Below are 23,124 nucleotides of genomic sequence, written 5' to 3' on the forward strand. Positions count from 1 at the left end.
CGGGTGCTGCTGTGGTCGGTCGAGCGACTGATCGCCGGACTGTCGAAGATCGGGTACGACCGCGACGTCGACACCCACCTGCACGTCGTGCTGCCCGGTTCGCCGAACCGCGGCAAGTTCGGTGGCGACGGTGCCTACGGTGAGGCCAAGGCCGCACTCGACGCGGTCATCAACCGCTGGAGCGCCGAGCGCACCTGGGCCGAGCGCGTCACCCTCGCCCACGCCCTCATCGGCTGGGTGCGCGGCACGGGCCTGATGGGCGGCAACGACCCGTTGGTCGAGGCTGTCGAGGCTGCCGGTGTCCGCACCTGGTCGACGGACGAGATGGCCGACGAGCTGCTGAAGCTGGTCGGACCGGAGGCCACGCGTCTCGCTGCCGAGGCTCCGCTCGTCGCGGACCTGACCGGTGGACTGTCCGAGGTGGACGTCGACCTGCCGGCGCTCGCGAAGCAGGCGCAGGAGGCGGCCGACGCCGTCGAGGCCGACGAGGACGGCACCGCGACCATCGCGGCGCTGCCCGAGCCTCCGCGCGCCGAGGAGCTGCCGACCCCCGAGTGGGGCACGGTCACCGCCGACCTCGCCGACACGGTCGTCATCGTCGGTGCCGGCGAGCTCGGCCCCTACGGCTCCGCTCGCACCCGCTTCGAGATGGAGGTCGACGAGGAACTGTCGGCCGCCGGTGTGCTCGAGCTGGCGTGGGTCACGGGTCTGATCGGCTGGGAGAACGATCCCAAGCCGGGCTTCTACGACACCGAGACCGGTGAGCTGGTGCCCGAGGCGGAGATTGCCGACCGCTACCACGACGCGGTGGTCGAGCGTTGCGGCATCCGCCGCTACGGCGACGACGGTGCGATGATCGACAACACGGCTCCGCTGCTGACCTCGGTCTTCCTCGACAAGGACCTGTCCTTCGTCGTCGGTTCCGAGGCCGAGGCCCGCGCGTTTGTCGACTCCGATCCGGAGAACACGGTCGCGTCGGTCGACGCCGAGTCGGGCGACTGGACGGTCACCCGCAAGGCAGGCACCGAGATCCGCGTGCCGCGCAAGGCGAAGCTGACCCGCACGGTCGGTGGCCAGATCCCGACCGGCTTCGACGTCACCAAGTGGGGCATCCCCGCCGACATGGCGGACTCGGTGGACCGGGTGGGTCTGTGGAACATCGTCACCACGGTCGATGCCTTCCTCACCGGTGGCTTCACCCCGTCCGAGCTGCTGCGCTGGGTACACCCGTCGATGGTCGCCAACACGCAGGGCACCGGCATGGGTGGCATGTCCTCGATGCGGTCGCTGTACATCGACACGCTGCTCGGCGAGTCGCGGGCGAACGACATCCTGCAGGAGGCCCTGCCGAACGTCATCGCCGCGCACGTCGTCCAGTCGTACGTCGGTGGCTACGGCGCGATGGTGCACCCGGTCGCGGCGTGCGCCACGGCTGCGGTCTCCGTCGAGGAGGGCGTGGACAAGATCAAGCTCGGCAAGGCCGATCTGGTCGTCGCCGGTGGTTTCGACGATCTCGGTATCGAGGGCATCGTCGGCTTCGGTGACATGTCCGCGACCGCCAAGTCGGAGGACATGCAGGCCAAGGGCATCAGCGATCGTCGCTTCTCCCGCGCCAACGACCGTCGTCGCGGTGGATTCGTCGAGTCGGCCGGTGGCGGCACGATCCTGCTCGCCCGCGGCGATGTCGCGCTCGAGATGGGCCTGCCGGTGCTCGGTGTGGTCGCCTGGGCCGGATCGTTCGCCGACGGTGTGCACACCTCGATCCCGGCGCCCGGCATCGGTGCGCTCGGTGCGGGTCGCGGTGGACGCGAGTCGGGTCTCGCGAAGGAACTGCGCAAGCTCGGTCTCACGGCCGACGACATCGCGGTGATCTCCAAGCACGACACCTCGACCGCCGCGAACGACCCGAACGAGGCCGAGCTGCACGAGCGTCTGGCCGGTGCGCTGGGCCGCAGCGAGGGCAACCCCATGTTCGTGGTCTCGCAGAAGTCGCTGACCGGTCACGCCAAGGGTGGCGCCGCCGCCTTCCAGCTGATCGGCCTGTGCCAGGTCCTCGCGCAGGGTGTGGTTCCGCCGAACCGCAGCCTCGACTGTGTCGACGAGAAGATGGCGGAGTTCGAGCACCTGGTGTGGCCGCGCACGCCGATCCGGTTCGGCGAGCAGCTCCCGCTCAAGGCGGGTCTGCTCACGAGCCTCGGCTTCGGGCACGTGTCGGGTCTGATCGCGGTGGTCCATCCGCAGGCGTTCGTCGAGGCGATCCCGGCGGAGCGCCGGGAGGTCTACCTGGCGAAGGCGGCCGAGCGCACCGTCGCCGGCAAGCGTCGCCTGGTGGACGCGATGACCGGTGGAGCGTCGCTCTACCAGCGGCCCGCGGATCGTCGTCTCGGTGACGATCACGTGCCGGCTTCGGCCACGCGTCAGCTCGAGGCGGACATGCTGCTCTCGCCGGAGGCTCGCCTCGGTGAGGACGACGTGTACCGCTCCGGTCTGCCCGGCTGCAAGTAGGCACGGGTCTCGGGATGGGAGTTGCGGGTGTCGGGTTCGACCTCGTGTCGGTGCCGGAGTTCGCGGAACAGCTGGGTCGGACGGGAACGACGATGCTGGCGAACTTCACACCGGGTGAGCGTCGCGACGCGAACACCCGCAGCTCCGATCCCGCCCGGCACTTCGCCGCCCGGTGGGCGGCGAAGGAGGCGGTGATCAAGGCGTGGTCGGCGTCGCTGTTCGGCAGCCCACCGGTGCTACCGGAGACGATCCATCAGCAGATCGAAGTGGTCTCGGACGCGTGGGGTCGCCCGAGCATCCGGCTGCACCGGCAGGTCGCCGAGAAGCTGACCGGCGTCCGGATCCATGTGTCGTTGACCCACGACGGTGACATGGCCGGCGCGTTCGTCGTCCTCGACGAGGTCGACGGCCGGCGTACGTAGATGTGGGGACTCAGGCCGAGGGAGCGCTGGCTTCCTCGGCCTGATCCGTTTCGGTGTCCTGCCGGCCGGCCTGTCCGCGTGCGGATTCCTCGCGTTCCTCGCGGCGTTGGCGTCGCTTGGCCTGAGCGCGTGAGTCCTGTTCGGCGATCTGCAGGTAGGCGACCATGATGCGCTTGAGTTCGACGACGGCGTCGGCGTGGGTCTGGTCGTCCTGCACCGAGAAGTTGAGCATCGAGTACACGATGTGGACGAGCACCTCGGCCATGAGCTTCCGGCGCGGTCGCGGGGTGTCCGGGGTGAGCGGTGCCAGCATCCGCGCGACCTGCTCGGCGAACTCGCGTTCGTGGATGGCGCCGGTGGCCCGGGTGGACGGGGTGGACTGCATCGCGAGCCACACCTCGCGGCGGGACGGATCGGTGGTCCACAGTCCGGCGAGGTGGTCGACGAAGCTGTTGAGGAAGCGCAACCAGTCGACGGACGGGATCTTGCCGTTGAACTGGGCGAGTTCGCTCTGGACGCCGACGAGGTCCTGCCGGTTGAGCTCGCACACGATCACGTACTTGTTGGCGAAGAACTGGTAGAGCGTGCCGATGGGGACGTCGGCGCGGGACGCGACCTCCTCACAGGTGAACGACTCGAAGCCGACCTCGGTGAGCAGTTCACGCGAGGCGGCCAACAGGGCGTCGAACTTGCGGCGGCTCCGTTCCTGGGTGGGCCGCCGACGCGGCACGAGCTCCTGGGGCTCGGCCTGAACCTCGAGCGCCGGATCGATCCGGCGCGGGGCGCGGCGGCCGTTCGTTGCTGACTCCACGCGCCCAGGCTAGCCGGACGTCCGTGCTTTCCCGAATACTTGTTGTGAGTCAGAGTGTCACAAACCGGGCAGCCACAGGTCAGCGTGCGGTCCGCTGTCGGAACAGTGCTGTGGCGGCGACCAGGCCGATTGCGGTGAACGCCGCGCACCACCCGATCGCGACGATCGCGGACGACCCGATCCCGGTGCCGGTGAGCAGTCCCCGGACGGTCTCGATCACCGGGGTGACCGGCTGGTGTTCGGCGAAACCGCGCAGCCATCCGGGCATCGTCTCGGGCGGGACGAACGCGCTGCTCACGTAGGGGAGGAAGAGCAGGAGGAAGGTGAACCCGCTCGCGGCCTCGTCATTGCCCGCGAGCATCCCGAGCGCGGCCGAGACGGCGGAGATCGCCAGGACGAACAACGCGATGATACCGGTGGCGGCCACCCATTCGACGAGGTGGGCGTCGGGCCGGAATCCCATGAGTGCGGCCACCACGAACACCACGACGGTGCTGGCGAGATTGCGGACCAGACTCGCGACGACGTGCGCGGTGAGCACGGCGGAGCGGGCGATGGGCATGGACCTGAACCGGTCGACGATGCCGCGGTGCATGTCGGAGGCGACCGCGACGGCCGTCTGTGCCGCCCCGAAGGACGCCGACAACAGCACGATGCCGGGCACGACGTAGTTGAGATAGTCGGTGCCGGTGTCGATCGCGCCACCGAAGACGTAGACGAACAACACGAGCAGCAGGACCGGCAGTGCGAGACCCATCAGCAGCGCGTCGGGGCTGCGGAGCATCCGCCGCAGGTTCCTGCCGGTCACGGCGGCGTGGTCGCGCGCGGCGAAGCGGAGCGGGGTGGGGTGCGCGAGGAGTGTCATCGGACGACCTTTGTTTCGTCGGTGGAGCCGGTGAGGGTGAGGAAGACGTCGTCGAGGGTGGGGGAGTGCAGCCCGAACTTCTCGACGGGGACCGCCTCGGCGGCGAGGCGGTCGAGCAGGGCGGCGACGTGGGGCAGATCGCCCTTGGTGTGGACCTGCAGTGTCAGTGCTGCCCGGTCGATCTCGCCGTCGAGCACCGACGCGGCATGGGTGAGGTCGGCGTCGGTGGAGAAGCGCAGTTCGAGATAGCCGCCGCGCACAAGCGACTTGAGTTCGTCGGGTGTGCCCTCGGCGACGATCCGCCCGCCGTCGAGGACGGCGATGCGGTCGGCGAGTCGGTCGGCCTCCTCGAGGTATTGGGTGGTCAGGAAGATGGTGACGCCGTCGTCGGCGAGTTCGCGGATCGCCTCCCACATCACGAGGCGGCTGCGCGGGTCGAGCCCGGTCGTGGGTTCGTCGAGGAACAACACCTGCGGGGACGCGACGAGACTCATGGCGATGTCGAGGCGTCGCATCGTGCCGCCGGAGTACGTGCCGGCGCGCCGGTCGGCGACGTGCGCGAAGTCGAAACGTTCGATCAGGTCACGGACGCGACCGGGAATCGCGGCCGACGGCAGGTGCGCGAGGCGCGCTGCGAGACGGAGGTTCTCCGTGCCGGTGAGGACGTCGTCGATCGCGGCGTACTGGCCGGTGAGTGCGATGTTCTCGCGAACGGCGTGGGCGCGGCCGGGGAGGGGCAGGCCGGCCACGGTGACGGTGCCCGCGTCGGGGCGCAACAGGGTGGTCAGGATGCGGACGGTGGTGGACTTGCCGGCGCCGTTCGCGCCGAGCAGTGCGAAGACGGATCCGGTGTCGACCCGGAGGTCGACGCCGTCGAGAACGGTGGTCGGGCCGAACGACTTGCGTAGGCCCCGGACGTCGATGGCGGGAACGGAACGAGTCATGGCATCTCACTAACTGTGTATGCAATATACCGATGTGTATAGCGTACGCAGTTTTAGGATGGCGGCAAGACCCGAAATCTGGAGGAGCATGAGCAGTCCCGAGCCCGACGATCCGCTGCCGCAGAGTGTGCAGCTGGCATGGGGATTGAGCGATACCGGCACCCGGGGCCCGCGACGGGGACTCACGCTCGAACAAGTCCTCGATGCGGCGATCGAGGTGGCGGGCGCCGAAGGGCTCGAAGCGCTCTCGATGAGCCGGGTGGCCAAGCAACTGGGTTTCACCACCATGTCGCTGTACCGCTACGTGAGCAACAAGGACCAGCTCGTCGAACTCGCGTGGGACCGCGCCATCGGGTCGCCCCCCGAGCTACCGGTCGGAGGCGACTGGCGGGAACGGCTCGAGGCATGGGCGATGGCCGAGTACCGGAGTCTGCGCGCGCACAAGTGGCTGACGCAGTACCCGATCCGCACGGCGCCGTACTATCCCAACAACCTGCTCTGGCTCGACGCGGGACTCGGCGCGCTGTCCGCCACCCCACTCGACGAACCTGCGAAGGTGCAGGTGGTGATGATGATCTCGCTCTACGCCATCGGTCGCGCACGCTTCTCGTGGGAACTCGGAACCGATGTCGCGGACGACCCGGCCGACACCCCGGCGATGCTGCGGCGCATCCTCGATCCCGAGAAGTACCCCTCGGTGCTGGCGGCGGTCGAGGGCGGCGCGTTCGACCCCGACGGGAGCGACGCCGACGACGAGGCAGTATGGCACGAGCAGGACTTCCGTTTCGGTCTCGAACGATTGCTGGACGGAATCGACGTACTCATCCGACGTGCGGAGGACGGATCATGACAGCGACAGACACCGACGCGACGCAGCGCATCCGCGAGCGGATCCGGGAGGCGATGCCGGCTGCGCGCGACGATCTCGCGCGGCTCGTCGCGTTCCGTTCCGTCGCGGATCCGCGCCAGTTCCCGGTGGAGGAATGCGTCGGTGCAGCGAACTGGGTGCGGGATGCCTTCACCGAGGCGGGAATCGAGAGCGTCGAGACGATCGAAACCGCCGACGGCTCGCTCGCCGTACTCGGACACACGCCCGCCCCCGACGGCGCCCCGACGGTTCTGCTCTACAGCCACTACGACGTTCAGCCGCCCGGCGACGAATCACTCTGGCGCAGCGAGCCCTTCACGCTCACCGAACGGGACGGCCGCTGGTACGGCCGCGGCGCCGCCGACTGCAAGGGCAACGTCGTTATGCACCTGCTCGCACTGCGGGCGCTGTGTGCGGACGGCCCACTGCCCGTCGGTGTCCGCATCGTCGTCGAGGGCTCGGAGGAGATGGGCGGCGCCGGCCTCGACCACCTCGTCGCCGAACGACCCGAGATGTTCGACGCCGATCTCATCGTCATCGGCGACAGCGGCAACGCCGAGGTGGGCCGGCCCACCCTCACCACGACGCTGCGGGGCATCGCGAACGTCGACGTCCACATCGAGACGCTGAAGGGCGAGATCCACTCCGGGATGTACGGGGGAGCGGCCCCCGACGCGCTGGCCGCGCTGATCCATCTGCTCGGCACCCTGCGCGACGAGCACGGCAACACCGTCGTCGACGGACTGGACTGCACCGCGACCTGGGACGGTGTGCCCTATCCCGAAGACCGTTTCCGCGCCGACGCGGGCGTGCTCGACGGTGTCTCGCTCCCCACCTCCGGAACCGTCGCCGACGCGGTGTGGGCGCGACCGGCACTGACCGTCCTCGGGATCGACGCTCCGCCGATGGTCGGATCGGCCGCCGCGGTCGTGCCACGCGCGTCCGCACGCCTGAACCTGCGCGTGCCGCCCGGCATCGACGCCCGCACCGCCCAGGACGCGCTCGTTGCCCATCTCGAGGCCCACGTCCCGTGGGGAGCGCATCTGAGCATCGACCGCGACGTCCTCGGCGAACCCTTCCGGGCGGCGACGGACGGTCCGGGTTACGCCGCACTGCGCGCGGCGCTCGAGGCCGCCTACGGCCGGGAGGTCGGGACCGCCGGGCAGGGCGGATCGATCCCGCTGTGCACCGCGCTGCACCGCGCCGTGCCGCGGGCCGAGATCGCCCTGATCGGCGTCGAGGAACCGCGCTGCGTCATCCACGCGCCGAACGAGAGCGTCGACCCCACCGAGATCGAGAATCTCGCCGTAGCCGAGGCGCTGCTGCTGACCTCGCTGGCGCCGCGGTAACGCTGCCGGCCGGGCACCCGGGCGTCAGACGGACAGGTCGCGGCGCAGCTTCGCCACGTGCCCGGTCGCGCGGACGTTGTACTGCGCGACCTCGATCTTCCCGTCCTCGTCGACGAGGAAGGTCGAGCGGATGACGCCGGTGACGGTCTTGCCGTACATCTTCTTCTCGCCGAAGGCACCCCATGCCTGGAGGGTGATCTTCTCGGGATCCGACAGCAGCGGGAAGGTCAGCTGTTCGGCGTCGCGGAACTTCGCGAGCTTGGCAGGCTTGTCGGGCGAGATGCCGATCACCTCGAGGCCCGCCTCGTTCAGCTCGGCGAGACTGTCGCGGAAGTCGCACGCCTGCTTCGTGCATCCCGGGGTGCTCGCGGCTGGGTAGAAGTACACGATGACCTTGCGTCCGCGATAATCCGACAGCGACACCTCGTTGCCGTCGGCATCGGGAAGGGTGAAATCGGGTGCGGGATCACCGGGGGCGAGTCTGCTGTTCTCGGTCATGGAGGCGACAGTAGTGGACCGTGCAGCCATTCCCGGCGCGCGTCCATTACCGTGGTCGCAGCACACTGCAGCGACCTTCTGGAGGACACGTGGCTAGGGACACCGAGGACATCGAGCGGGAGATCGAGAAGGCCCGCAATCAGCTCGCGAGCACACTCGACGAACTGAGCGTCCGCGCCAACCCGAAGAATCTGGTGGCAAGCACGAAGCAGACCATCCTCGCGAAGGTGAACCAGCCGCAGGTGAAGAAGTACGCGGCGATCGCGGCCGGCACGGTCGTCGGATTGCTGGTACTGCGCAGAATCCTGCGCTGATCCCCGGCTGCACACAGGAACACCCACGCCGACCCGGCGTGGGTGTTCCTCGTTCCGGGGCCGAACCGCCGCGAACGACGAAGGCCGGACACCGTTTCCGGTGTCCGGCCTTCGTGTTGTGCGCCATCAGGGACTCGAACCCCGAACCCGCTGATTAAGAGTCAGCTGCTCTGCCAATTGAGCTAATGGCGCTTGACGATGTATTCCCGGGATGCCGTCCCAGCAACGAGAAGAACATTACACACCGTCGCGCGACGCGCCAAATCGGCTGGTCAGAATGTTTCTGTAAGGTTGTGGAGGTAACGGATCGGACGGTCGGAGCGATTGTCATTCGAACGTTACCGACGTACGGGGGAGTCGCGTCGGGTCGGCCGCAAGAGAAGCTGGCATCATCGTGTTCGGTGTTGTGACGTGCGTTTTCGGTGCCTTGGGGGAGGCGGGATCGGAGTATGGAAGTGACGGAGTCGAGTGCGGGGAACCCCCGGGGTCGTCGGGTACGGGGAATCCTCGGAGTGGTCGTCGTCGGCGTTGTTGCGTTCGTCACGGGATGCGCCGGCGGTTCGGGAACGGGCGCCGAAGAAGTGCCCATCGATTCCAATCCCGTGGCGGCGCTGATCAAGCCGACGGTGTCGTCGAGTGTCGCCGACGGATCGGTCGGCTTCTCGCCGATCGACCCGGTGACGGTCTCGGTGGTCAACGGCAAGCTCGACTCGGTGACCCTGCTCAACCCTGCAGGGGAGCCGGTGCAGGGCGAACTCGCCGACGACGGACTCACCTGGGTGAACACCGCACCGCTCGGCTACAACCGCTCCTACACGCTCGAGACCGTCGCGTACGGACTCGGCGGCGCGACCACGTCGACGGCGGCCTTCACCACCTCGTCGCCGGCCAATCTCACCCAGCCCTACGTGTTGCCCGGTGAGGGTTCGATCGTGGGTATCGGCCAGCCGATCGCCGTGCAGTTCGACGAGAACATCCCGGATCGGCTCGCGGCCGAGGCGGCCATCACCGTCACCACGAACCCGCCCGTCGAGGGCGCCTTCTACTGGGTCAACAACCGCGAGGTGCGGTGGCGGCCGGAGAACTACTGGGTGCCCGGCACCGCCATCACCGTCGATGTGAACGTCTACGGCAAGGATCTCGGCGACGGCCTCTTCGGTCAGTCCGACGTCCACTCGTCCTTCACCATCGGCGATGCGGTGGTCATCACGGCGGACGACGCGACCAAGCAGGTCACTGTCACGCGCAACGGCGTCGACGTCATCGCGATGCCGACCTCCTTCGGCAAGGACTCCACGCCCACGCCCAACGGCGTCTACATCATCGGCGACCGGTTCGAGTCCATGATCATGGACTCGTCCACCTACGGCGTCCCCTCCGACTCGGCGCAGGGTTACCGCACGCCGGTCGAGTGGGCGACGCGGATGTCCTACAGCGGCATCTTCTTCCACTCCGCCCCGTGGTCGCTCGGCGACCAGGGTGTGCGCAACGTCAGTCACGGCTGCCTGAACCTCAGCCCCGCCAACGCCAAGTGGATCTTCGACAACACCAAGCGCGGCGACATCGTCGTGGTCCGCAACACCGTGGGCGGCACTCTCCCCGGAACGGACGGACTCGGTGACTGGAACATCCCGTGGTCGACATGGAAAGCCGGCAACGCTGCGGCGTGACGGGTGAAGGGGGATCGATGGCCGTTCGGGGGAGATGGTGGAGCGCTGCCTTCTGCGGTGCCGTGCTGCTCGCGGCGCTGACACCGGCAGGGGCGGCGGCCTCGCCGGTCGCGTCGTCGACCGCTCCGGCACCGGGTTCGGTGGTCTCGCAACAGCCGCTGCCCGACGAACTGTCGGTGCCCGGTGCCGCGACGGCCATCAAGCTCGAGTACGCCACCGAGTGGCGGTCGGGGGAGCCGACCGTCGCCACGGGCGCGTTGTTCCTGCCCGGGGGGGATGCCCCCGAGGGTGGCTGGCCCGTCATCGCGTGGGCACACGGCACGACCGGTGTGGGCGACGACTGCGCGCTCACGACCCGCACGCCGCGTTCCGATCTCGAGCGGACCTATCTGCAGCACTGGCTCGATTCCGGGTACGCGGTCGTCTCGGCCGACTTCCCGGGTCTGGGCTCCGAGGGTCTCCACCGTTATCTCGACGGCCCCAGCGCCGCGAACAGCATCGTCGACATCGTCCGGGCCGCCCGCGACGGTGGGGCGCCGCTGTCGGAGCGCTGGATCGTGATGGGGCAGTCGCAGGGAGGACACGCGGCGCTGCACACCGCTGCGATCGCGACCTCCCGCGCTCCCGAACTCGACTTCCGCGGAACGGTCGCGACGGGTGCTCCGGCGAACCTCGAACGGGCCTTCACGATCGGCGTCCCGGGCTTCCCCGATCCTGGACTGTGGGGCCTCGTCAGCTTCAGCGGGTACATCTTCGCTGGGCTGCGCGACGCCTACCCCGAGGCCGACGTCGAGGGCTACCTGACCCCGATCGGCCGTGAGGTCGTCGATCGCGCCGAAGAGCTCTGCTACGACGATCTCGAGGAGTCGGTGCGCGACATCCCGGTCGGGGATCTGCTCGCGCGCCCGCTGGCCGAGGGTCCGATGCCGTCGCTGCTGGCCGATTATCTCGCCGCCCCGGTGGACGGCTACGACCGGCCGGTCTTCCTCGCGCACGGCATCCACGACGTGATGGTCCCGTTGCCGCTGTCCGCGGCGCTCGCCGCCGATATGAAGGTCGCAGGGGCGGACGTCGACTACCGCGTCTATATGGCCGGGCACTACACGACGGTGGAGCGCTCCCGGGCCGACGTCGACGCCTTCGTGACGCGCTCGTTCGAATAGACCGGCCTGCGCGTGAGGAACCGCTGTGCGTGAGGATTCTTCCGGGAACGAGAAAACCCCCGATCGGAAATCCGATCGGGGGTTCTCTTCGGGGTGAGTGACGGGACTCGAACCCGCGACAGCCAGGATCACAACCTGGTGCTCTACCAACTGAACTACACTCACCATTGCATTCGCCGGCAACCTTTCGGTGGCTTGCGCCTGCGGTACAGATACTAGCCTGACGAAGACGAAAAAGACGAATCGGCTGGTCAGGCCGGTCCCAGGTCCTTTACGACGGCTGCAAGATCGGCCGGAGTGGGGCCGGGAGGCGCCACGAAGGCCGTGCGCCGGTAGTAGCGCAGTTCGCGGATCGACTCCTTGATGTCCGCTAGTGCCCGGTGCGACAGGCCCTTCTCCGGCTGGCCGAAGTAGATGCGCGGATACCAGCGCCGGCACAGCTCCTTGATCGAGCTGACGTCCACCATGCGGTAGTGCAGGTAGTTGTCGAGCTCGGGCATGTCGCGGGTGATGAACGCGCGGTCGGTCGCGATGGAGTTGCCGGCCAGCGGCGCCGTGCCCGCCTCGGTGACGTGCTCCCGGATGTACGCGAGGACCTGCTTCTCCGCTTCGGCGAGGCTGACCGTCGAGCGGCGCACCTCTTCGGTGAGGCCGGACCGCTCGTGCATCTGCTGCACGACTTCCGGCATGTCGGCGAGGGCGTCGTCATCGGCGTGGATCACGATGTCCACGCCCTCGCCGAGCACGTTGAGATCACTGTCGGTGACCAGAGCCGCGATCTCGATCAGTTTGTCGCTGCCGAGACGCAGCCCCGTCATCTCACAGTCGATCCATACCAGTTTGTCCTGCACGACAGACAGACTATCCACCGACGCCGCACCCATGAGGCGCGGCGTCGACGGTCCGGTAGGAAACGGGCACCCTCACGCCTTCACGGGGGTCGTGCGCGGCGCCGCCGGACGGGTGGAACGACGTGCCGCCGGGGTGTACTGCCGGTCGAGGGTCCGGCCCACTGTGCTCACTTCCGGGGCGGTGAAGTCGTGCCGAAGGAAGGACTCGGGGGAGTCGTCGAGGATCTCCATCCACGGTGCCGGCAGCGGCGGAGCGACGGTGCCGGTGAGCGTCGAGGGGTAGCTGTTGTTGCGGTAGCCCATGATGTCGCGCTTCTTATCTTGTTTCCACTGCTTGAACACCTCCCCCTGGCGTTCGACGTGGAACTCGGGGTAGTCGGTGCGGTCGACGAGATCGCGGATGTACGCGGCCTGGAAGTCGATTTCCTCCACCGGCGACAACAGCTTCTCCTCGCGTGCCCGCCAGTGGTCGATGTCCTGCTCGCGGGTGTCGAGGTCGGGCAGGTCGACGCGGCCGAGCATGAAGTCGCGTGCGTACCAGGCTTGGGCGTCGAACATGTTGAACGTGAAGTACTGGTCCTGTGCGCCGAGGTACATCAGCTTCGGGTTGCGCTGGAAGAAGATGCCCTTGTAGATGTCGCGCGGGTAGAGCCGGTTGTCGGTGCGCAGTGCGAGTTCGTCGGGCAGGAACGGGTAGTGGTGTTTGTACCCCGTGCACAGCACGATGGCGTCGACCACGCGGGTGCTGCCGTCACGGAAGTGGGCGACCTTGCCGTCGACATGGGTGAGCAACGGCACCTCGGAGAACTGCTCGGGCCAGTGGTGACCCATCGGTGCGCTGCGGTAGCTGAAGGTGACCTGTTCGGCGCCGTACTTGATGCATTGCGTTCCGATGTCCTCGGCCGAGTAGCTGCTGCCGACGAGCAGCAGTCGCTTGCCGGTGAACTCGCGGGCGTCGCGGAAGTCGTGGGCGTGCAGCACACGTCCCGGGAACCGGTCGAGACCGTCGAAGTGGGGGACCTGCGGGGTGGAGAAGTGTCCGGTGGCGACGACGACGTGGTCGAACTCGTCGGACTCCAGCGCGCCCCGGTCGTGGTTCATCACCGTCACGGTGAATTTCTGCGTCTCGTCGGACCACTCGACCCACCGCACCGCAGTGTTGAACCGGATGTACTTGCGCACGTCGCTCTTCTCGACGCGACCCATGATGTAGTCGAGCAGGACGGCGCGCGGCGGGTACGACGGGATGGGGCGTCCGAAGTGCTCCTCGAAGGAGTAGTCGGCGAACTCGAGGCATTCCTTCGGGCCGTTGGACCACAGGTAGCGGTACATGCTCCCGTGGACGGGCTCACCGTGCTCGTCGAGTCCCGTGCGCCAGGTGTAGTTCCACATTCCTCCCCAGTCGGGCTGCTTCTCGTAGCAGACGATGTCGGGGATCTGCTCCAGACCGGCCTTTCGGGCTGCTTCGAAAGCACGCAGCTGTGCGAGTCCACTGGGACCTGCTCCGAGAATGGCGATCTTGGGCGTCAATGTGTTTCTCCTGTGTTCGTGGAATATGTCGCGTAGTTCGTTGCTAGCACACGTCGTTGTTTTTGCGAACGATCCTCACGTCGTCGACGGAACGGATTCTCGTAGAGAAAGTGCAGGTCAACGCGGTGTACTAGCTGGGAAACCATGCCGCTGCGGTTGTGATCGGAATCACTGTAATGCGACAATTCCGGCATCCGATAAGAATGGTTCTTCCGTGGGTTCGACGGCCCGGTACCGTCGCAGTGGGCGAGGTCGAGGCCGGAGGGGGCGAGCATGACCGACAAGCCGGAGATCACCGCCGCGACCATCGCGGCCGGGTACGAGGTGATCGGCGAGGCGCTGGAACTGGGCACCGTCGTGCTCGACGGCGTCGCCGATCCCGACGCGCCGGTGCGCATCCCGCTCGCCACTCTGAATCGTCACGCGCTGGTCGCCGGTGCGACCGGCACGGGCAAGACCAAGACGCTGCAGGTCATGGCCGAACAACTGTCGGCGGCGGGGGTGCCGGTGGTGATGGCCGACGTGAAGTCCGATCTGTCGGGCCTGTCGGCCGCCGGCGAGCCCGACGATGCGGTGCTCAACCGCGCGGGCGACACCGGCGACGAGGACTGGACGCCCACGGGGCACCCTGTGGCCTTCTACTCGCTCGGTACCGACGGGGTCGGTATCCCCGTCCGCGCCACCGTCACCTCGTTCGGGCCGATCCTGCTCTCGAAGGTGCTGGGGCTCAACGCCATTCAGGAGTCCACTCTCGGGTTGATCTTCCACTGGGCCGACCGCAACGGCCTGCCGCTGCTCGATCTCGCCGACCTGCGGCAGGTGATCCGCCACCTGACGAGCGACGAAGGGCGCGGTGCACTCGACGATCTCGGTGCCGTGTCGCCCGCGACCGCCGGCGTCATCCTCCGCGCGGTCGTCAACCTCGAGAACGCGGGTGGGGACGGATTCTTCGGCGAACCCGAACTGGAGGTCGAGGACCTGCTGCGGGTGATCGACGGTCAGGGCACGATCAACCTGTTCGAGTTCGGCGACGAGGCCACTCGACCCGCGCTGTTCTCGACATTCCTGATGTGGTTGCTCGCCGACCTGTTCCAGTCGCTACCGGAGGTCGGCGACGTCGACACACCGCGGCTCGTGTTCTTCTTCGACGAGGCGCATCTGCTCTTCACCGATGCGTCGAAGGCGTTCCTGCAGCAGATCGAACAGACCGTGAAGCTCATCCGGTCCAAGGGCGTCGGTGTGGTCTTCTGTACGCAGTCGCCCACCGATATCTCCCGGAGCGTGCTCTCACAACTGGGAGCGCGGATCCAGCACGCGTTGCGCGCCTTCACCCCCGAGGACGAGGCCGCGCTCGCGAAGGTGGTGCGTACCTTCCCGAAGACCGACGCCTACGATCTCGCCGACGCTCTGACCGGTCTGGCGACCGGGGAGGCGATCGTGACGGTCCTGTCCGAACTGGGCACGCCCACGCCCGTCGCCTGGACGCGTCTGCGACCGCCGCGCTCGCTGATGGGCACAGTGGGGGAGAGCGCGATGCGTGCGTCGGCGCAAGCGAACCCGCTCTACGGGAAGTACGGCCGCACCATCGACCGGGAATCGGCCTACGAGAAGCTCACCGCATCGGTGGTCGGGGCCACCGACATCGAACCGATCCCGGACATGCCGTCGCAGGCGCCGGACGATGCCGGGGCGTCGGTCGTGGAGCAGGTGCTCGGCAGCGCAGCCGTGCGCAGCTTCATCCGCTCGGCGGCGTCCGCAGCCGGCCGCGAGATCGGCCGGAGCCTATTCGGCACAGGACGCCGCCGAAGGCGGTGAAGGAACGATTCGTTGGGCGGTGGCCCGTCAGCTGCCGCCGAGCTTCTTGTAGAACGCGCCGGCGATCGGGGCCGAGATGGACCGCGGCGAGAACTGACCGGCAGCCGACATGGCCTTGCTGATCACACCGGGCACGATGCGCATCCGGTTCGCGGCGAGCGCGTCGAGCGACACCTTCGCGGTGTGTTCGCTCGAGATCCACAGGAAGTCCGGGACCAGCTTGTCGACGATCGACGCCTCGGCCGGGTCGGGTTCCTCGGTGCGCACCGGGCCGGGGGCGAGCAGCGTGACATGCACGCCGGTGCCCTTGAGCTCACCGCGCAGGGACTCGGAGAAGGTGTTGACGAACGCCTTCGTCGCGGCGTAGGTGGCGTTGTTCGGGATCGGCATGTTGCCTGCGGCCGAACCCACCATGAGGATCGCGCCGGAGTTCCGCTCGACCATCTGCGGCAGCACCGCGAGGGTGAGGTCGTGGACGGCGACGGCGTTGAGCTCGACCTGTGCCCGCTCGTAGGCCGCGTCGAGCTCGGCGACCGCGCCGAAGGTGGCGATACCGGCGTTGTTGCACAGGATGCTGATGCGCCTACGTCCGAGTTCGTCGGCGAGTGGTGTCCGTGCGTCGCGGTCCGACAGATCGCAGGCGCGCACCTCGACGGTCACGCCGTGCTTCGCGCGCAGGGTCTCGGCGAGGACCTCCATCACCTCTCCGCGACGGGCGACCAGGATCAGCGAATGGCCGCGGGTGGCGAGTTCGGTTGCGAGGGCCTCGCCGATGCCGGAGGACGCTCCGGTGACGACGGCACGGGCATCGGGATGGGGATTCGGCAGAGTCACAGTGGGTCAGCGTAGCGGCAGGCTCGGGAGCGGCGACCGGGCCCGCCCCGGCCATAGGGCCGAGTCGTTCGGTGCCGCGCGACGGAGTCGTTCCATGCCACCGCAGCTCCGGAAGCCTAGGCTCCGGGGCATGAATGCGTTCACGGACACGGCGAGCGGGGCCGGGGAGGCCACGACACGTCGTCAGGTCGTCTCGTGGGGTCTGTGGGACTGGGGTTCCGCGGCGTTCAACGCCGTGATCCTGACGTTCGTATTCTCCGTCTATCTCACCGACGCGGTCGGCGACGACCTGCCGGGTGGGATCTCGGCGAGCACCTGGCTCGGATGGTCGCTCGGCATCGCCGGGTTCGTCATCGCCGTGACCGCGCCGGTGTCGGGCCAGCGGTACGACGCAGTCGGGCGACGGAAATGGTCGCTGGGCATCCTCACCGGGGTCACCGTCGCGGCGATGGCGGCGATGTACTTCGTGCGCGACGACTACCACTATCTGTGGCTCGGGCTGGTCCTGCTCGGCGTGGCATCCGTGATGGCCGAGCTCGCGCAGGTCCCGTACAACTCGATGCTGCGCCAGGTGTCGACGCCGGACGACATCGGACGGGTGTCGGGCTTCGGTTGGGCGATGGGCTATTTCGGTGGCATCGTGCTCCTGCTGTTGTGCTACACCGGGTTCATCGCCGGCGACGGCGACACCCGCGGTTTCCTCGGTGTGCCCACCGAGGGCGGCACCAACATCCGGCTCGTCGCGCTGTTCGCGGCCGTATGGTTCGCGGTGTTCGCTGTGCCCGTGCTGCTCGCCGTCCCGGAGAAGCCGGTCGCGCGTGGCGACGTCGCCCGCCGCGCCGGTTTCGTCGAGTCCTACCGCGTGCTGTGGCGCGACCTGACGGAGTTGTGGCGGGCGGATCGTCGCACCATCTGGTACCTCGGGGCGTCGGCGTTGTTCCGGGACGGTCTCGCCGGCGTCTTCACCTTCGGGGCGGTCCTCGCCGTCACGGTCTACGGGATCGGAGCGGGCGACGTGCTGATCTTCGGTGTCGCCGCGAACGTCGTCTCCGCGGTGGGCGCACTGGTGGCCGGACGCGTCGACGACCGGGTCGGGCCCAAGGCGGTCATCGTGGGCTCGCTGGTCGCGATGATCGCGACCAGCATCGTCCTGCTCGTGGTGTCGGGTCCGACGATGTTCTGGATCTTCGGTCTGGTGCTGTGTCTGTTCGTCGGTCCGGCCCAGTCGTCGGCGCGGACCTTCCTGGCGCGCCTGACCCCGCCGGGACGGGAGGGGCAGATGTTCGGTCTCTACGCGACGACGGGACGTGCGGTGTCGTTTCTGGCACCGACGCTGTTCGGGTTCTTCGTGTGGTGGTTCGGCACCGACCGAGCGGGGATCGTGGGGTTGCTGATCGTGCTCGGCGCGGGCCTGGTGTCGTTGCTCGCCGTGCGGGCTCCCGAGACGCCGGAGCAGGCGTGAACCGGCTCAGTCGGTGATCGTGGCGAGCACTTGGTCGGCGGCGTTGCGGTGCCCGGCCGCGTTCGGATGCAGCGGGATCGATCCGGCGGCCGGCTGCAGGCCGGCCATCCACCGGGTCTCCGGATCGGCGCACACGTCGTGGTCGCGGCTCGAATCGCGCAGATCGACGTAGTCCACGTCGGCGGCCTCGGCCTGCTCGCGCATGACGGTGTTCAACCGGTCGATCTTCTCCTGCAGGTAGGTCGCGTCGTCGGGCCAGATCCGCTGCTCGGGGAAGCACCCGCCGTCGCGGATTCCGGTGGGATAGCCGACGAGCACGATGCGTGCCTCCGGGGAACGCCGGCGGATCTCGTCGATCACCGTGGTGTAGACGGGCGCGAAGGCGTCGATGGCGGCGTCGACACGGTCGGTGCCGTCCGGGGTGTTCGTGATCGCGCACGACGCGCCATCGGGTGGCGCCGAGAGATTGACGCATCCCAGCGCCAGCTGGACGAGACCGATGTCGTTGCCGCCGATACCCACAGTGACGAGTTCGGTGTCGGGGCGCAGCGCGTCGTACTGCGGTGGCACCGTCGCGCCGCGGAAGGTGGTCTGAGGCATCGCGAAGTCGAGTGAGGTGGCGGCGCCGCACGACGCGTCGACGAAGTCCTCGATACCGAGATCGGTCGCGACGAGGGTGGGGTAGTTGCTCGCCGACCGCCCGCACGGATCGCCGTCGGTCTGCGGCGGGATGCCGGGCCCGGAGGTGAACGAGTCTCCCAGGGCGACGTACGACGCGTAGTCCGCAGCCGGGGGCATGTCCTGCGTGTCGGCGCAGGCGACCGTGCCCACGGTCGTGAACGCGATTGCGGCGCAGGCGATGACCCCCGACCGTCGGAGAAGTCTCGGCATCGTCACAGTGGACCTCGCAATCCGGTGGGTGGATGTTTCCGAGGCTACAGGTGTGCCGGTGACCGGAGCGGGCGCCGAATGCCGACCGGTCGGGTCGATCGAATACCGAGCGTCCCGCTCATGCCTTGAAGTAGACGATCTGGTGCGAGGTCGCGAGCAGAACGCCGTCGCGACCCCACAGTTGTGCGCTCTGGTCGAAGAAGCCCTGTTCGAACCGATTCGCACGTGCGGTCGCGAGCACGGGGCTGTCGGATTGCGCGGCAACGGTCTCCGGGTCCGCGTGGAAGGAGACGGTCATCGAGACCGTGCCGGCCGGCAGCACCCGACCCAGACGCAGGAATGCCCGGGGGTAGAAGATGTCGCACATCGCGGTGAGCGAGGCGAAGTCGAGCGGGCGCGACGGGACGTCGCGGACCCACAGCGTCGACGTGGAGTCGGCGACCTCCGCGCTGCCCTCCTCGGGAACGACTCCTGCGGTGTACCGCATCTCGTAGTTGCGTGCCCACGCGATGAAGTCGGGCAGCGGTGTCGGCTCGAGCGAGTCGGGTGCCGGGGCGGCCGGCGCCTGCAGTTCGGTCGACGACCAGGTGGGGCGACGGAGACCGAAGACGGCCGTTGCGGTGGTGGCGACCTCGCCGCCCTGCGACAGTTCGATCGACCAGTGCTGGGTGGTCCGGTTCGTGCGCACCGGGCGCACCGCGATGTCGAACGGTCCGTCGGCGATGGGGCCGGCGTAGTTGATCGTCAGGGACAGCGGTATGCCGAGGACGTCCGGGTGTCGTTCGACCGCGCGGAGGAGAGTCGCGGCCGTGATACCGCCGAACGGGCCGACCATGTTCGCGTAGGCGGGGTGCGTGTGCCCTTCGGTGCGATCGTCCCGGACCTCGAACAGGTCGACGGCAGCGTCGAAGACGTGAGTGGTCACCGAGACGTCGGTCCTGGCAGGGTCTCCTCGGAAGATGGTGTCGCGCAGGATCGGATCCGTACGACAACATACACAGAGTATGGGGGACCACCACCACTGCCGGAGGAACGGGTGATCGCTGCAGAACGGCGGGACGGACCGCGCGCGGCGATGATCGCCGGCGCGATCGCGCTGATGAGCGAACGAAGTGTCGCGGCCACGTCGTTCCGGGACGTGCTCGAGAACAGCGGGGCGCCGCGCGGCTCGATCTACCACCACTTTCCCGGCGGTAAGGCGCAACTCGTCGAAGAGACGACGGACCGGGCAACCACCCGGATCGAGCGGTCGCTGACGGCCGCCGGCGTCGGTGCAGAGCGTGCCGGTCGTTGGCGAGCCTGGTCATCGCCGCCCTGGAGGGCGCGCTGGTCGCGGCCCCGGCGCAACGCAGTCCGGCTCCGCTCGATGCGGTCGTCGCCGAACTCGAGGTGCTGCTCGCCCCGGTGGTGGGCTGACCGAAGCTGCAGCGGCCGGAAGCCACGGTCGGTGGACTCTCAGCCGTTCCGTCGCCGCGAGATTGCGTTCGCGATCTCGGCCGGCGCTTCCTCCGGAATCCAGTGCGAGACGTCGGGCAGGACCACGAAGTCGTACTCGGCGTCGACGAATTCGCCGCAGCGTTCGGCGCCGGCGCGGCCGATCGCGATGTCGGCGGTGCTCCAGATGTAGGTCGTCGGGACGCGGACCGGGGGAGTCGAATCGAGATCCCGTGTCATGGCGCGATACCAGTTCAGGGCGGCGGTGAGAGCGCCCGGCGCGGACAGGGCGGAGACGTAGTGGTCGACCGAGTCGTGGTCGACTGCGGAGGTGAACATCGCCCGCAGGCGCCGCGCGTCATCGGCGAGGAGCAGGGTCTCCGCCTTGCCTTCCTCGCGGAAGAGACCGATGTAGGAGGAGCGTTCGCGCTGGTCGGCGTCCTCCCGCAACGCCCAGCCGTAGGCGGCGAGGTGGGGGACCGAGACCGCGGTCAACGCCGAGACGCGATCGGGATTGTGGGCGGCGAAGTACCACGCCACAGCGGCGCCCCAGTCGTGTCCGACGAGGTGGACGCGATCGAGCCCGAACTCGTCGAGCAGGCCGAGGACATCACCGGCGAGCGCCGGCACCGCGTAGTGCTCGACGCCGTTCGGCCGGGCACCGGGGGAGTACCCGCGCTGGTCGGGGGCGATCACGCGGAAACCGCGCTCGACGAGCAGGCGCGCCACCGGCGTCCAGCTGCGTGATGTCTCGGGGAAGCCGTGCAGGAGCACGACGGGTGGGCCGTCCCTCGGACCCGCCACGCGCACGTCGAAGGTCAGGTCGTCGTAGGTGGCGGGTTCGGTCGATGCCATGGGAACCACGTTACGGAAGAGGAGTGTCTGCGACAGGATTTCCTGGCCACCTCGACGAACCGGCGTCGAGCCGACCCGTCACCGGTCGTTCGACGTCCGTCGCGGCCGCCACGCCGCCGCGCCCAGCAGGATCAGACGCATCTGTTTCTCCGCGCGCGTGACCACCTCCGATTCCTGCGCACTGCCGGGACGTTCGACGGCGAGCAGGTCGAGGACGAAATCGAGCATCGCGGTGACCAGCAGATCGGCGGCCATCTCGAGATCGTCGAACTCCCAGTCCTCGAGGCCCGGGGAGCGGCCCAGGTCGGCGGCGAGCTCGCTGGTCAGCAGGCGCAGTTCGACGGAGATCGCGGCGGCGACCTCGGGAACGCCGCCGTGGCGTTCGCGTGCCAGGAACCGGAAAGCCGCCTTGTGTGCCCGTACCTGTTGGACCAGCACGTCGAGCGATTGCCGCGCACCTGCCGGACCGGGCGTGCGACGCGCGTCGCGCAGCAGGCGCCGAAGTACCCGCATCGTGTCCGCCGCAAGGGTGACGCCGAGCTCGTCCATGGACGAGAAGTGCCGGTAGAACGCGGTGGGCACGATGCCCGCGTGACGGGCCACCTCCCTCAGACTCAGCCCGCCGAGTCCCCGGTCGGCGGACAGGTCGAGGGCGGCGTCGAGAAGCGCCTGACGTGTGCGTTCCTTGCGTTCGGCGCGTGTGGTCGGCGGAGGTGCGGAAGCGGTGGACACCCCCTGAGTCTAGGCATGACGTTCCCAGCGGTGTCCGTACATCTGTGTCAGCAGTCACATCGGGGTTGACAGGCGGGTGTGTCCGGCTGTCACACTGATTTCAGTGCACATCCGTTCACTGAGCACGCAGAGGTCTACCGAAAGGCGGACAGACATGATCGTGCGCGCCCGTACGACGCCCGTCCGGCGCTCGGGTTCGTTGCGAAAATTGCTGGTAGAGGCACTCGGAGTGCTGTCCTACCCGCATCACCCGGACCGCTACCTGGAACTCGCCGACCCGCTTCTCGTCACGTCGGCGAACTATGCCCGGATTACAGATGTGGACCGAAGTGCCACCGACTCGCTCACGATCACGGTGCGCCCCGCGCAGCCGTGCCGACCCCTACCCGGGCAGTACGTGACCGTGTCGGTGCGTGTCGACGGTGTGCGGCATACGCGCTGCTACTCGCCGACGCTCGTCGAAGCGGAGTCGAAGCGCCGGCCCGACCTGCGGTTCACCATCGGCAGGCATCCCGAGGGTACCGTCTCACGCCACCTCCACGACCGAGCGCAGGTCGGAGACGTCATCGAACTCGGTTCTCCCACAGGCGAGTTCGTGCTGCCGAGCCCACGCCCCCGACGTCTGCTGTTCGTCGCCGCGGGCTCCGGGCTGACTCCCGTGCTGTCGATGCTGTCCGGTCTCGTCGCCGAGGGGTACGACGGGTGCGCGGTGCTGCTCTACTACACCCGCACCCCCGGGCATGTTCCGCGCCGCGCCGAACTCGACGCTCTTGCCGACCGACCCAACATCGAGATCGTCCACGCGCACACCCGCTCCGACGACGGGCTGCTGCAGGGTTGGTTCGACCGCAGCCACCTCGCGGCCGTCGCACCCTGGTACGCCGACACGCCCACCTTCGTGTGTGGTCCGGCGGAGATGGTCGCGGGCATCCGCGCGGTCTACGCCGAACAGGGAGCCGAGACGATGGTGAACACCGAGGAATTCGTCCTCGCACCACCGGTCGTGTCGACGGACGATGCCGGCGGCGAGATCTCCTTCGCCGAATCCGGCGTGGTTGCCCAGAACACCGGGTCGACGCTGCTCGAACAGGCCGAAGCGGCCGGTCTCACGCCCGAACACGGATGCCGCATGGGCATCTGCCACAGCTGCACCACCGTCCGGCTGTCGGGGTGCACGCGCGACGTGCGTACCGGCGACGTCGATTCGGAACCGGGCCGCCGCATCCAGATCTGTGTCAGCGCCCCGGTCGGCGACGTCGCCGTCGAACTCTGAACCGGCCGTCCGGCGACACCACCGAAATCATTGGAGGA

General features: G+C 68.3%; 21 protein-coding genes, 2 tRNA genes and 2 pseudogenes. 12 read left to right on the forward strand and 13 right to left on the reverse strand.

All coding sequences use genetic code 11. The features are described 5' to 3' along the window. Both QR64_RS28240 and QR64_RS19280 read left to right on the forward strand, forming a co-directional pair. Positions 1-2,505, forward strand: a pseudogene (locus QR64_RS28240) (beta-ketoacyl synthase N-terminal-like domain-containing protein); the annotation flags it as partial. A 14-nt stretch (positions 2,506-2,519) separates the two neighbouring features. Then, entirely contained in the window at positions 2,520-2,927 is a 408-nt protein-coding gene (locus tag QR64_RS19280; RefSeq protein WP_006554757.1) for a holo-ACP synthase, read from the forward strand. 10 nt (positions 2,928-2,937) lie between these two features. Here QR64_RS19280 and QR64_RS19285 read toward each other — a convergent pair whose 3' ends face one another. From QR64_RS19285 to QR64_RS19295, 3 genes are all read right to left on the reverse strand, one after another. Beyond that, entirely contained in the window at positions 2,938-3,738 is an 801-nt protein-coding gene (locus tag QR64_RS19285; RefSeq protein ID WP_006554758.1) for a TetR family transcriptional regulator, read from the reverse strand. A gap of 79 nt (positions 3,739-3,817) precedes the next feature. Continuing rightward, a complete protein-coding gene (locus QR64_RS19290; RefSeq protein ID WP_052227377.1) occupies positions 3,818-4,603 on the reverse strand; it encodes an ABC transporter permease in 786 nt (261 codons plus the stop codon). Next, complete coding sequence (locus tag QR64_RS19295; protein WP_019288999.1) at positions 4,600-5,547, reverse strand: ATP-binding cassette domain-containing protein; 948 nt, start codon at positions 5,545-5,547, stop codon at positions 4,600-4,602. Before QR64_RS19295 ends, QR64_RS19290 begins: the two co-directional genes overlap by 4 nt. Positions 5,548-5,635: 88 nt before the next feature. Here QR64_RS19295 and QR64_RS19300 point away from each other — a divergent pair, with 88 nt between their 5' ends. Next, positions 5,636-6,397, forward strand: coding sequence for a TetR/AcrR family transcriptional regulator (locus QR64_RS19300; RefSeq protein WP_033096434.1), 762 nt, complete (start codon positions 5,636-5,638; stop codon positions 6,395-6,397). Beyond that, on the forward strand, positions 6,394-7,764 hold the full coding sequence (locus QR64_RS19305) for a dipeptidase (RefSeq protein ID WP_039586845.1): 1,371 nt from the start codon (positions 6,394-6,396) through the stop codon (positions 7,762-7,764). The genes QR64_RS19300 and QR64_RS19305 overlap by 4 nt, the downstream gene beginning before the upstream one ends. Before the next feature lie 24 nt (positions 7,765-7,788). Here QR64_RS19305 and bcp read toward each other — a convergent pair whose 3' ends face one another. Further along, positions 7,789-8,262 (reverse strand): thioredoxin-dependent thiol peroxidase, encoded by a 474-nt coding sequence (bcp, locus tag QR64_RS19310; RefSeq protein ID WP_006554761.1) that lies wholly within the window; start codon positions 8,260-8,262, stop codon positions 7,789-7,791. Positions 8,263-8,351: 89 nt separating this feature from the next. On the opposite strand from bcp, the gene QR64_RS19315 reads away from it, so the two are divergent. After that, the gene (locus QR64_RS19315; RefSeq protein ID WP_006554762.1) at positions 8,352-8,576 is read left to right on the forward strand and encodes a DUF3618 domain-containing protein; all 225 of its coding nucleotides are present in this window, start codon (positions 8,352-8,354) and stop codon (positions 8,574-8,576) included. A gap of 119 nt (positions 8,577-8,695) precedes the next feature. Here QR64_RS19315 and QR64_RS19320 read toward each other — a convergent pair. Further along, positions 8,696-8,768, reverse strand: a tRNA-Lys gene (locus QR64_RS19320). A 257-nt stretch (positions 8,769-9,025) separates the two neighbouring features. On the opposite strand from QR64_RS19320, the gene QR64_RS19325 reads away from it, so the two are divergent. Together QR64_RS19325 and QR64_RS19330 are read left to right on the forward strand one after the other, a co-directional pair. Then, on the forward strand, positions 9,026-10,246 hold the full coding sequence (locus QR64_RS19325; protein WP_183079146.1) for an Ig-like domain-containing protein: 1,221 nt from the start codon (positions 9,026-9,028) through the stop codon (positions 10,244-10,246). Positions 10,247-10,263: 17 nt separating this feature from the next. Further along, complete coding sequence (locus tag QR64_RS19330; protein ID WP_039587356.1) at positions 10,264-11,409, forward strand: lipase family protein; 1,146 nt, start codon at positions 10,264-10,266, stop codon at positions 11,407-11,409. A 92-nt stretch (positions 11,410-11,501) separates the two neighbouring features. On the opposite strand, the gene QR64_RS19335 is transcribed toward QR64_RS19330, so the two are convergent. The 3 genes from QR64_RS19335 to QR64_RS19345 form a co-directional block, all read right to left on the reverse strand. Then, positions 11,502-11,574: transfer RNA gene (locus tag QR64_RS19335), tRNA-His, on the reverse strand. 86 nt (positions 11,575-11,660) lie between these two features. Then, a complete protein-coding gene (gene orn / locus QR64_RS19340; protein ID WP_024100533.1) occupies positions 11,661-12,260 on the reverse strand; it encodes an oligoribonuclease in 600 nt (199 codons plus the stop codon). A 72-nt stretch (positions 12,261-12,332) separates the two neighbouring features. Next, positions 12,333-13,790 (reverse strand): flavin-containing monooxygenase, encoded by a 1,458-nt coding sequence (locus tag QR64_RS19345; RefSeq protein WP_039586846.1) that lies wholly within the window; start codon positions 13,788-13,790, stop codon positions 12,333-12,335. A gap of 273 nt (positions 13,791-14,063) precedes the next feature. Here QR64_RS19345 and QR64_RS19350 point away from each other — a divergent pair, with 273 nt between their 5' ends. Continuing rightward, positions 14,064-15,605 (forward strand): helicase HerA-like domain-containing protein, encoded by a 1,542-nt coding sequence (locus QR64_RS19350; protein ID WP_019289005.1) that lies wholly within the window; start codon positions 14,064-14,066, stop codon positions 15,603-15,605. Positions 15,606-15,632: 27 nt separating this feature from the next. Here the strand turns inward: QR64_RS19350 and cmrA are convergent, their stop codons facing one another. Then, positions 15,633-16,439: a mycolate reductase gene (gene cmrA, locus QR64_RS19355; RefSeq protein ID WP_006554373.1), complete on the reverse strand. Its 807-nt coding sequence runs from the start codon at positions 16,437-16,439 to the stop codon at positions 15,633-15,635. A 130-nt stretch (positions 16,440-16,569) separates the two neighbouring features. Between cmrA and QR64_RS19360 the strand changes: the two genes are divergently transcribed. Then, positions 16,570-17,901: an MFS transporter gene (locus tag QR64_RS19360; RefSeq protein ID WP_019289006.1), complete on the forward strand. Its 1,332-nt coding sequence runs from the start codon at positions 16,570-16,572 to the stop codon at positions 17,899-17,901. A gap of 6 nt (positions 17,902-17,907) precedes the next feature. On the opposite strand, the gene QR64_RS19365 is transcribed toward QR64_RS19360, so the two are convergent. Together QR64_RS19365 and QR64_RS19370 are read right to left on the reverse strand one after the other, a co-directional pair. Then, positions 17,908-18,798 (reverse strand): SGNH/GDSL hydrolase family protein, encoded by an 891-nt coding sequence (locus QR64_RS19365; protein WP_006554375.1) that lies wholly within the window; start codon positions 18,796-18,798, stop codon positions 17,908-17,910. Between the two features lie 112 nt (positions 18,799-18,910). Further along, the gene (locus QR64_RS19370) at positions 18,911-19,717 is read right to left on the reverse strand and encodes an acyl-CoA thioesterase (protein WP_039586848.1); all 807 of its coding nucleotides are present in this window, start codon (positions 19,715-19,717) and stop codon (positions 18,911-18,913) included. 174 nt (positions 19,718-19,891) lie between these two features. Here QR64_RS19370 and QR64_RS28740 point away from each other — a divergent pair. Then, positions 19,892-19,948: pseudogene (locus tag QR64_RS28740) on the forward strand (TetR/AcrR family transcriptional regulator); the annotation flags it as partial. A gap of 134 nt (positions 19,949-20,082) precedes the next feature. Then, positions 20,083-20,208, forward strand: coding sequence for a hypothetical protein (locus QR64_RS28745; protein WP_019289009.1), 126 nt, complete (start codon positions 20,083-20,085; stop codon positions 20,206-20,208). Between the two features lie 39 nt (positions 20,209-20,247). Here QR64_RS28745 and QR64_RS19380 read toward each other — a convergent pair whose 3' ends face one another. Beyond that, positions 20,248-21,081: an alpha/beta fold hydrolase gene (locus tag QR64_RS19380; RefSeq protein ID WP_024100537.1), complete on the reverse strand. Its 834-nt coding sequence runs from the start codon at positions 21,079-21,081 to the stop codon at positions 20,248-20,250. 78 nt (positions 21,082-21,159) lie between these two features. Then, a complete protein-coding gene (locus tag QR64_RS19385; protein ID WP_006554379.1) occupies positions 21,160-21,813 on the reverse strand; it encodes a TetR family transcriptional regulator in 654 nt (217 codons plus the stop codon). 154 nt (positions 21,814-21,967) lie between these two features. On the opposite strand from QR64_RS19385, the gene QR64_RS19390 reads away from it, so the two are divergent. Further along, the gene (locus tag QR64_RS19390) at positions 21,968-23,086 is read left to right on the forward strand and encodes a ferredoxin reductase (protein ID WP_039586849.1); all 1,119 of its coding nucleotides are present in this window, start codon (positions 21,968-21,970) and stop codon (positions 23,084-23,086) included. Positions 23,087-23,124: the final 38 nt, after the last annotated feature.

The sequence above is a fragment of the Rhodococcus sp. Chr-9 genome, from assembly GCF_000801125.1.
Taxonomy (GTDB): domain Bacteria; phylum Actinomycetota; class Actinomycetes; order Mycobacteriales; family Mycobacteriaceae; genus Rhodococcus; species Rhodococcus pyridinivorans.

Coding starts and splice junctions, on each gene's coding strand:
- QR64_RS19290 (WP_052227377.1), bottom strand. CDS start 4,603: ATGACACTCCTCGCGCACCCCACCCCGCTCCGCTTCGCCGCGCGCGAC.
- QR64_RS19380 (WP_024100537.1), bottom strand. CDS start 21,081: ATGGCATCGACCGAACCCGCCACCTACGACGACCTGACCTTCGACGTG.
- QR64_RS19330 (WP_039587356.1), top strand. CDS start 10,264: ATGGCCGTTCGGGGGAGATGGTGGAGCGCTGCCTTCTGCGGTGCCGTG.
- bcp (WP_006554761.1), bottom strand. CDS start 8,262: ATGACCGAGAACAGCAGACTCGCCCCCGGTGATCCCGCACCCGATTTC.
- QR64_RS19350 (WP_019289005.1), top strand. CDS start 14,064: ATGACCGACAAGCCGGAGATCACCGCCGCGACCATCGCGGCCGGGTAC.
- QR64_RS19325 (WP_183079146.1), top strand. CDS start 9,026: ATGGAAGTGACGGAGTCGAGTGCGGGGAACCCCCGGGGTCGTCGGGTA.
- QR64_RS19295 (WP_019288999.1), bottom strand. CDS start 5,547: ATGACTCGTTCCGTTCCCGCCATCGACGTCCGGGGCCTACGCAAGTCG.
- QR64_RS19360 (WP_019289006.1), top strand. CDS start 16,570: ATGAATGCGTTCACGGACACGGCGAGCGGGGCCGGGGAGGCCACGACA.
- QR64_RS19280 (WP_006554757.1), top strand. CDS start 2,520: ATGGGAGTTGCGGGTGTCGGGTTCGACCTCGTGTCGGTGCCGGAGTTC.
- QR64_RS19305 (WP_039586845.1), top strand. CDS start 6,394: ATGACAGCGACAGACACCGACGCGACGCAGCGCATCCGCGAGCGGATC.
- QR64_RS19300 (WP_033096434.1), top strand. CDS start 5,636: ATGAGCAGTCCCGAGCCCGACGATCCGCTGCCGCAGAGTGTGCAGCTG.
- QR64_RS19390 (WP_039586849.1), top strand. CDS start 21,968: ATGATCGTGCGCGCCCGTACGACGCCCGTCCGGCGCTCGGGTTCGTTG.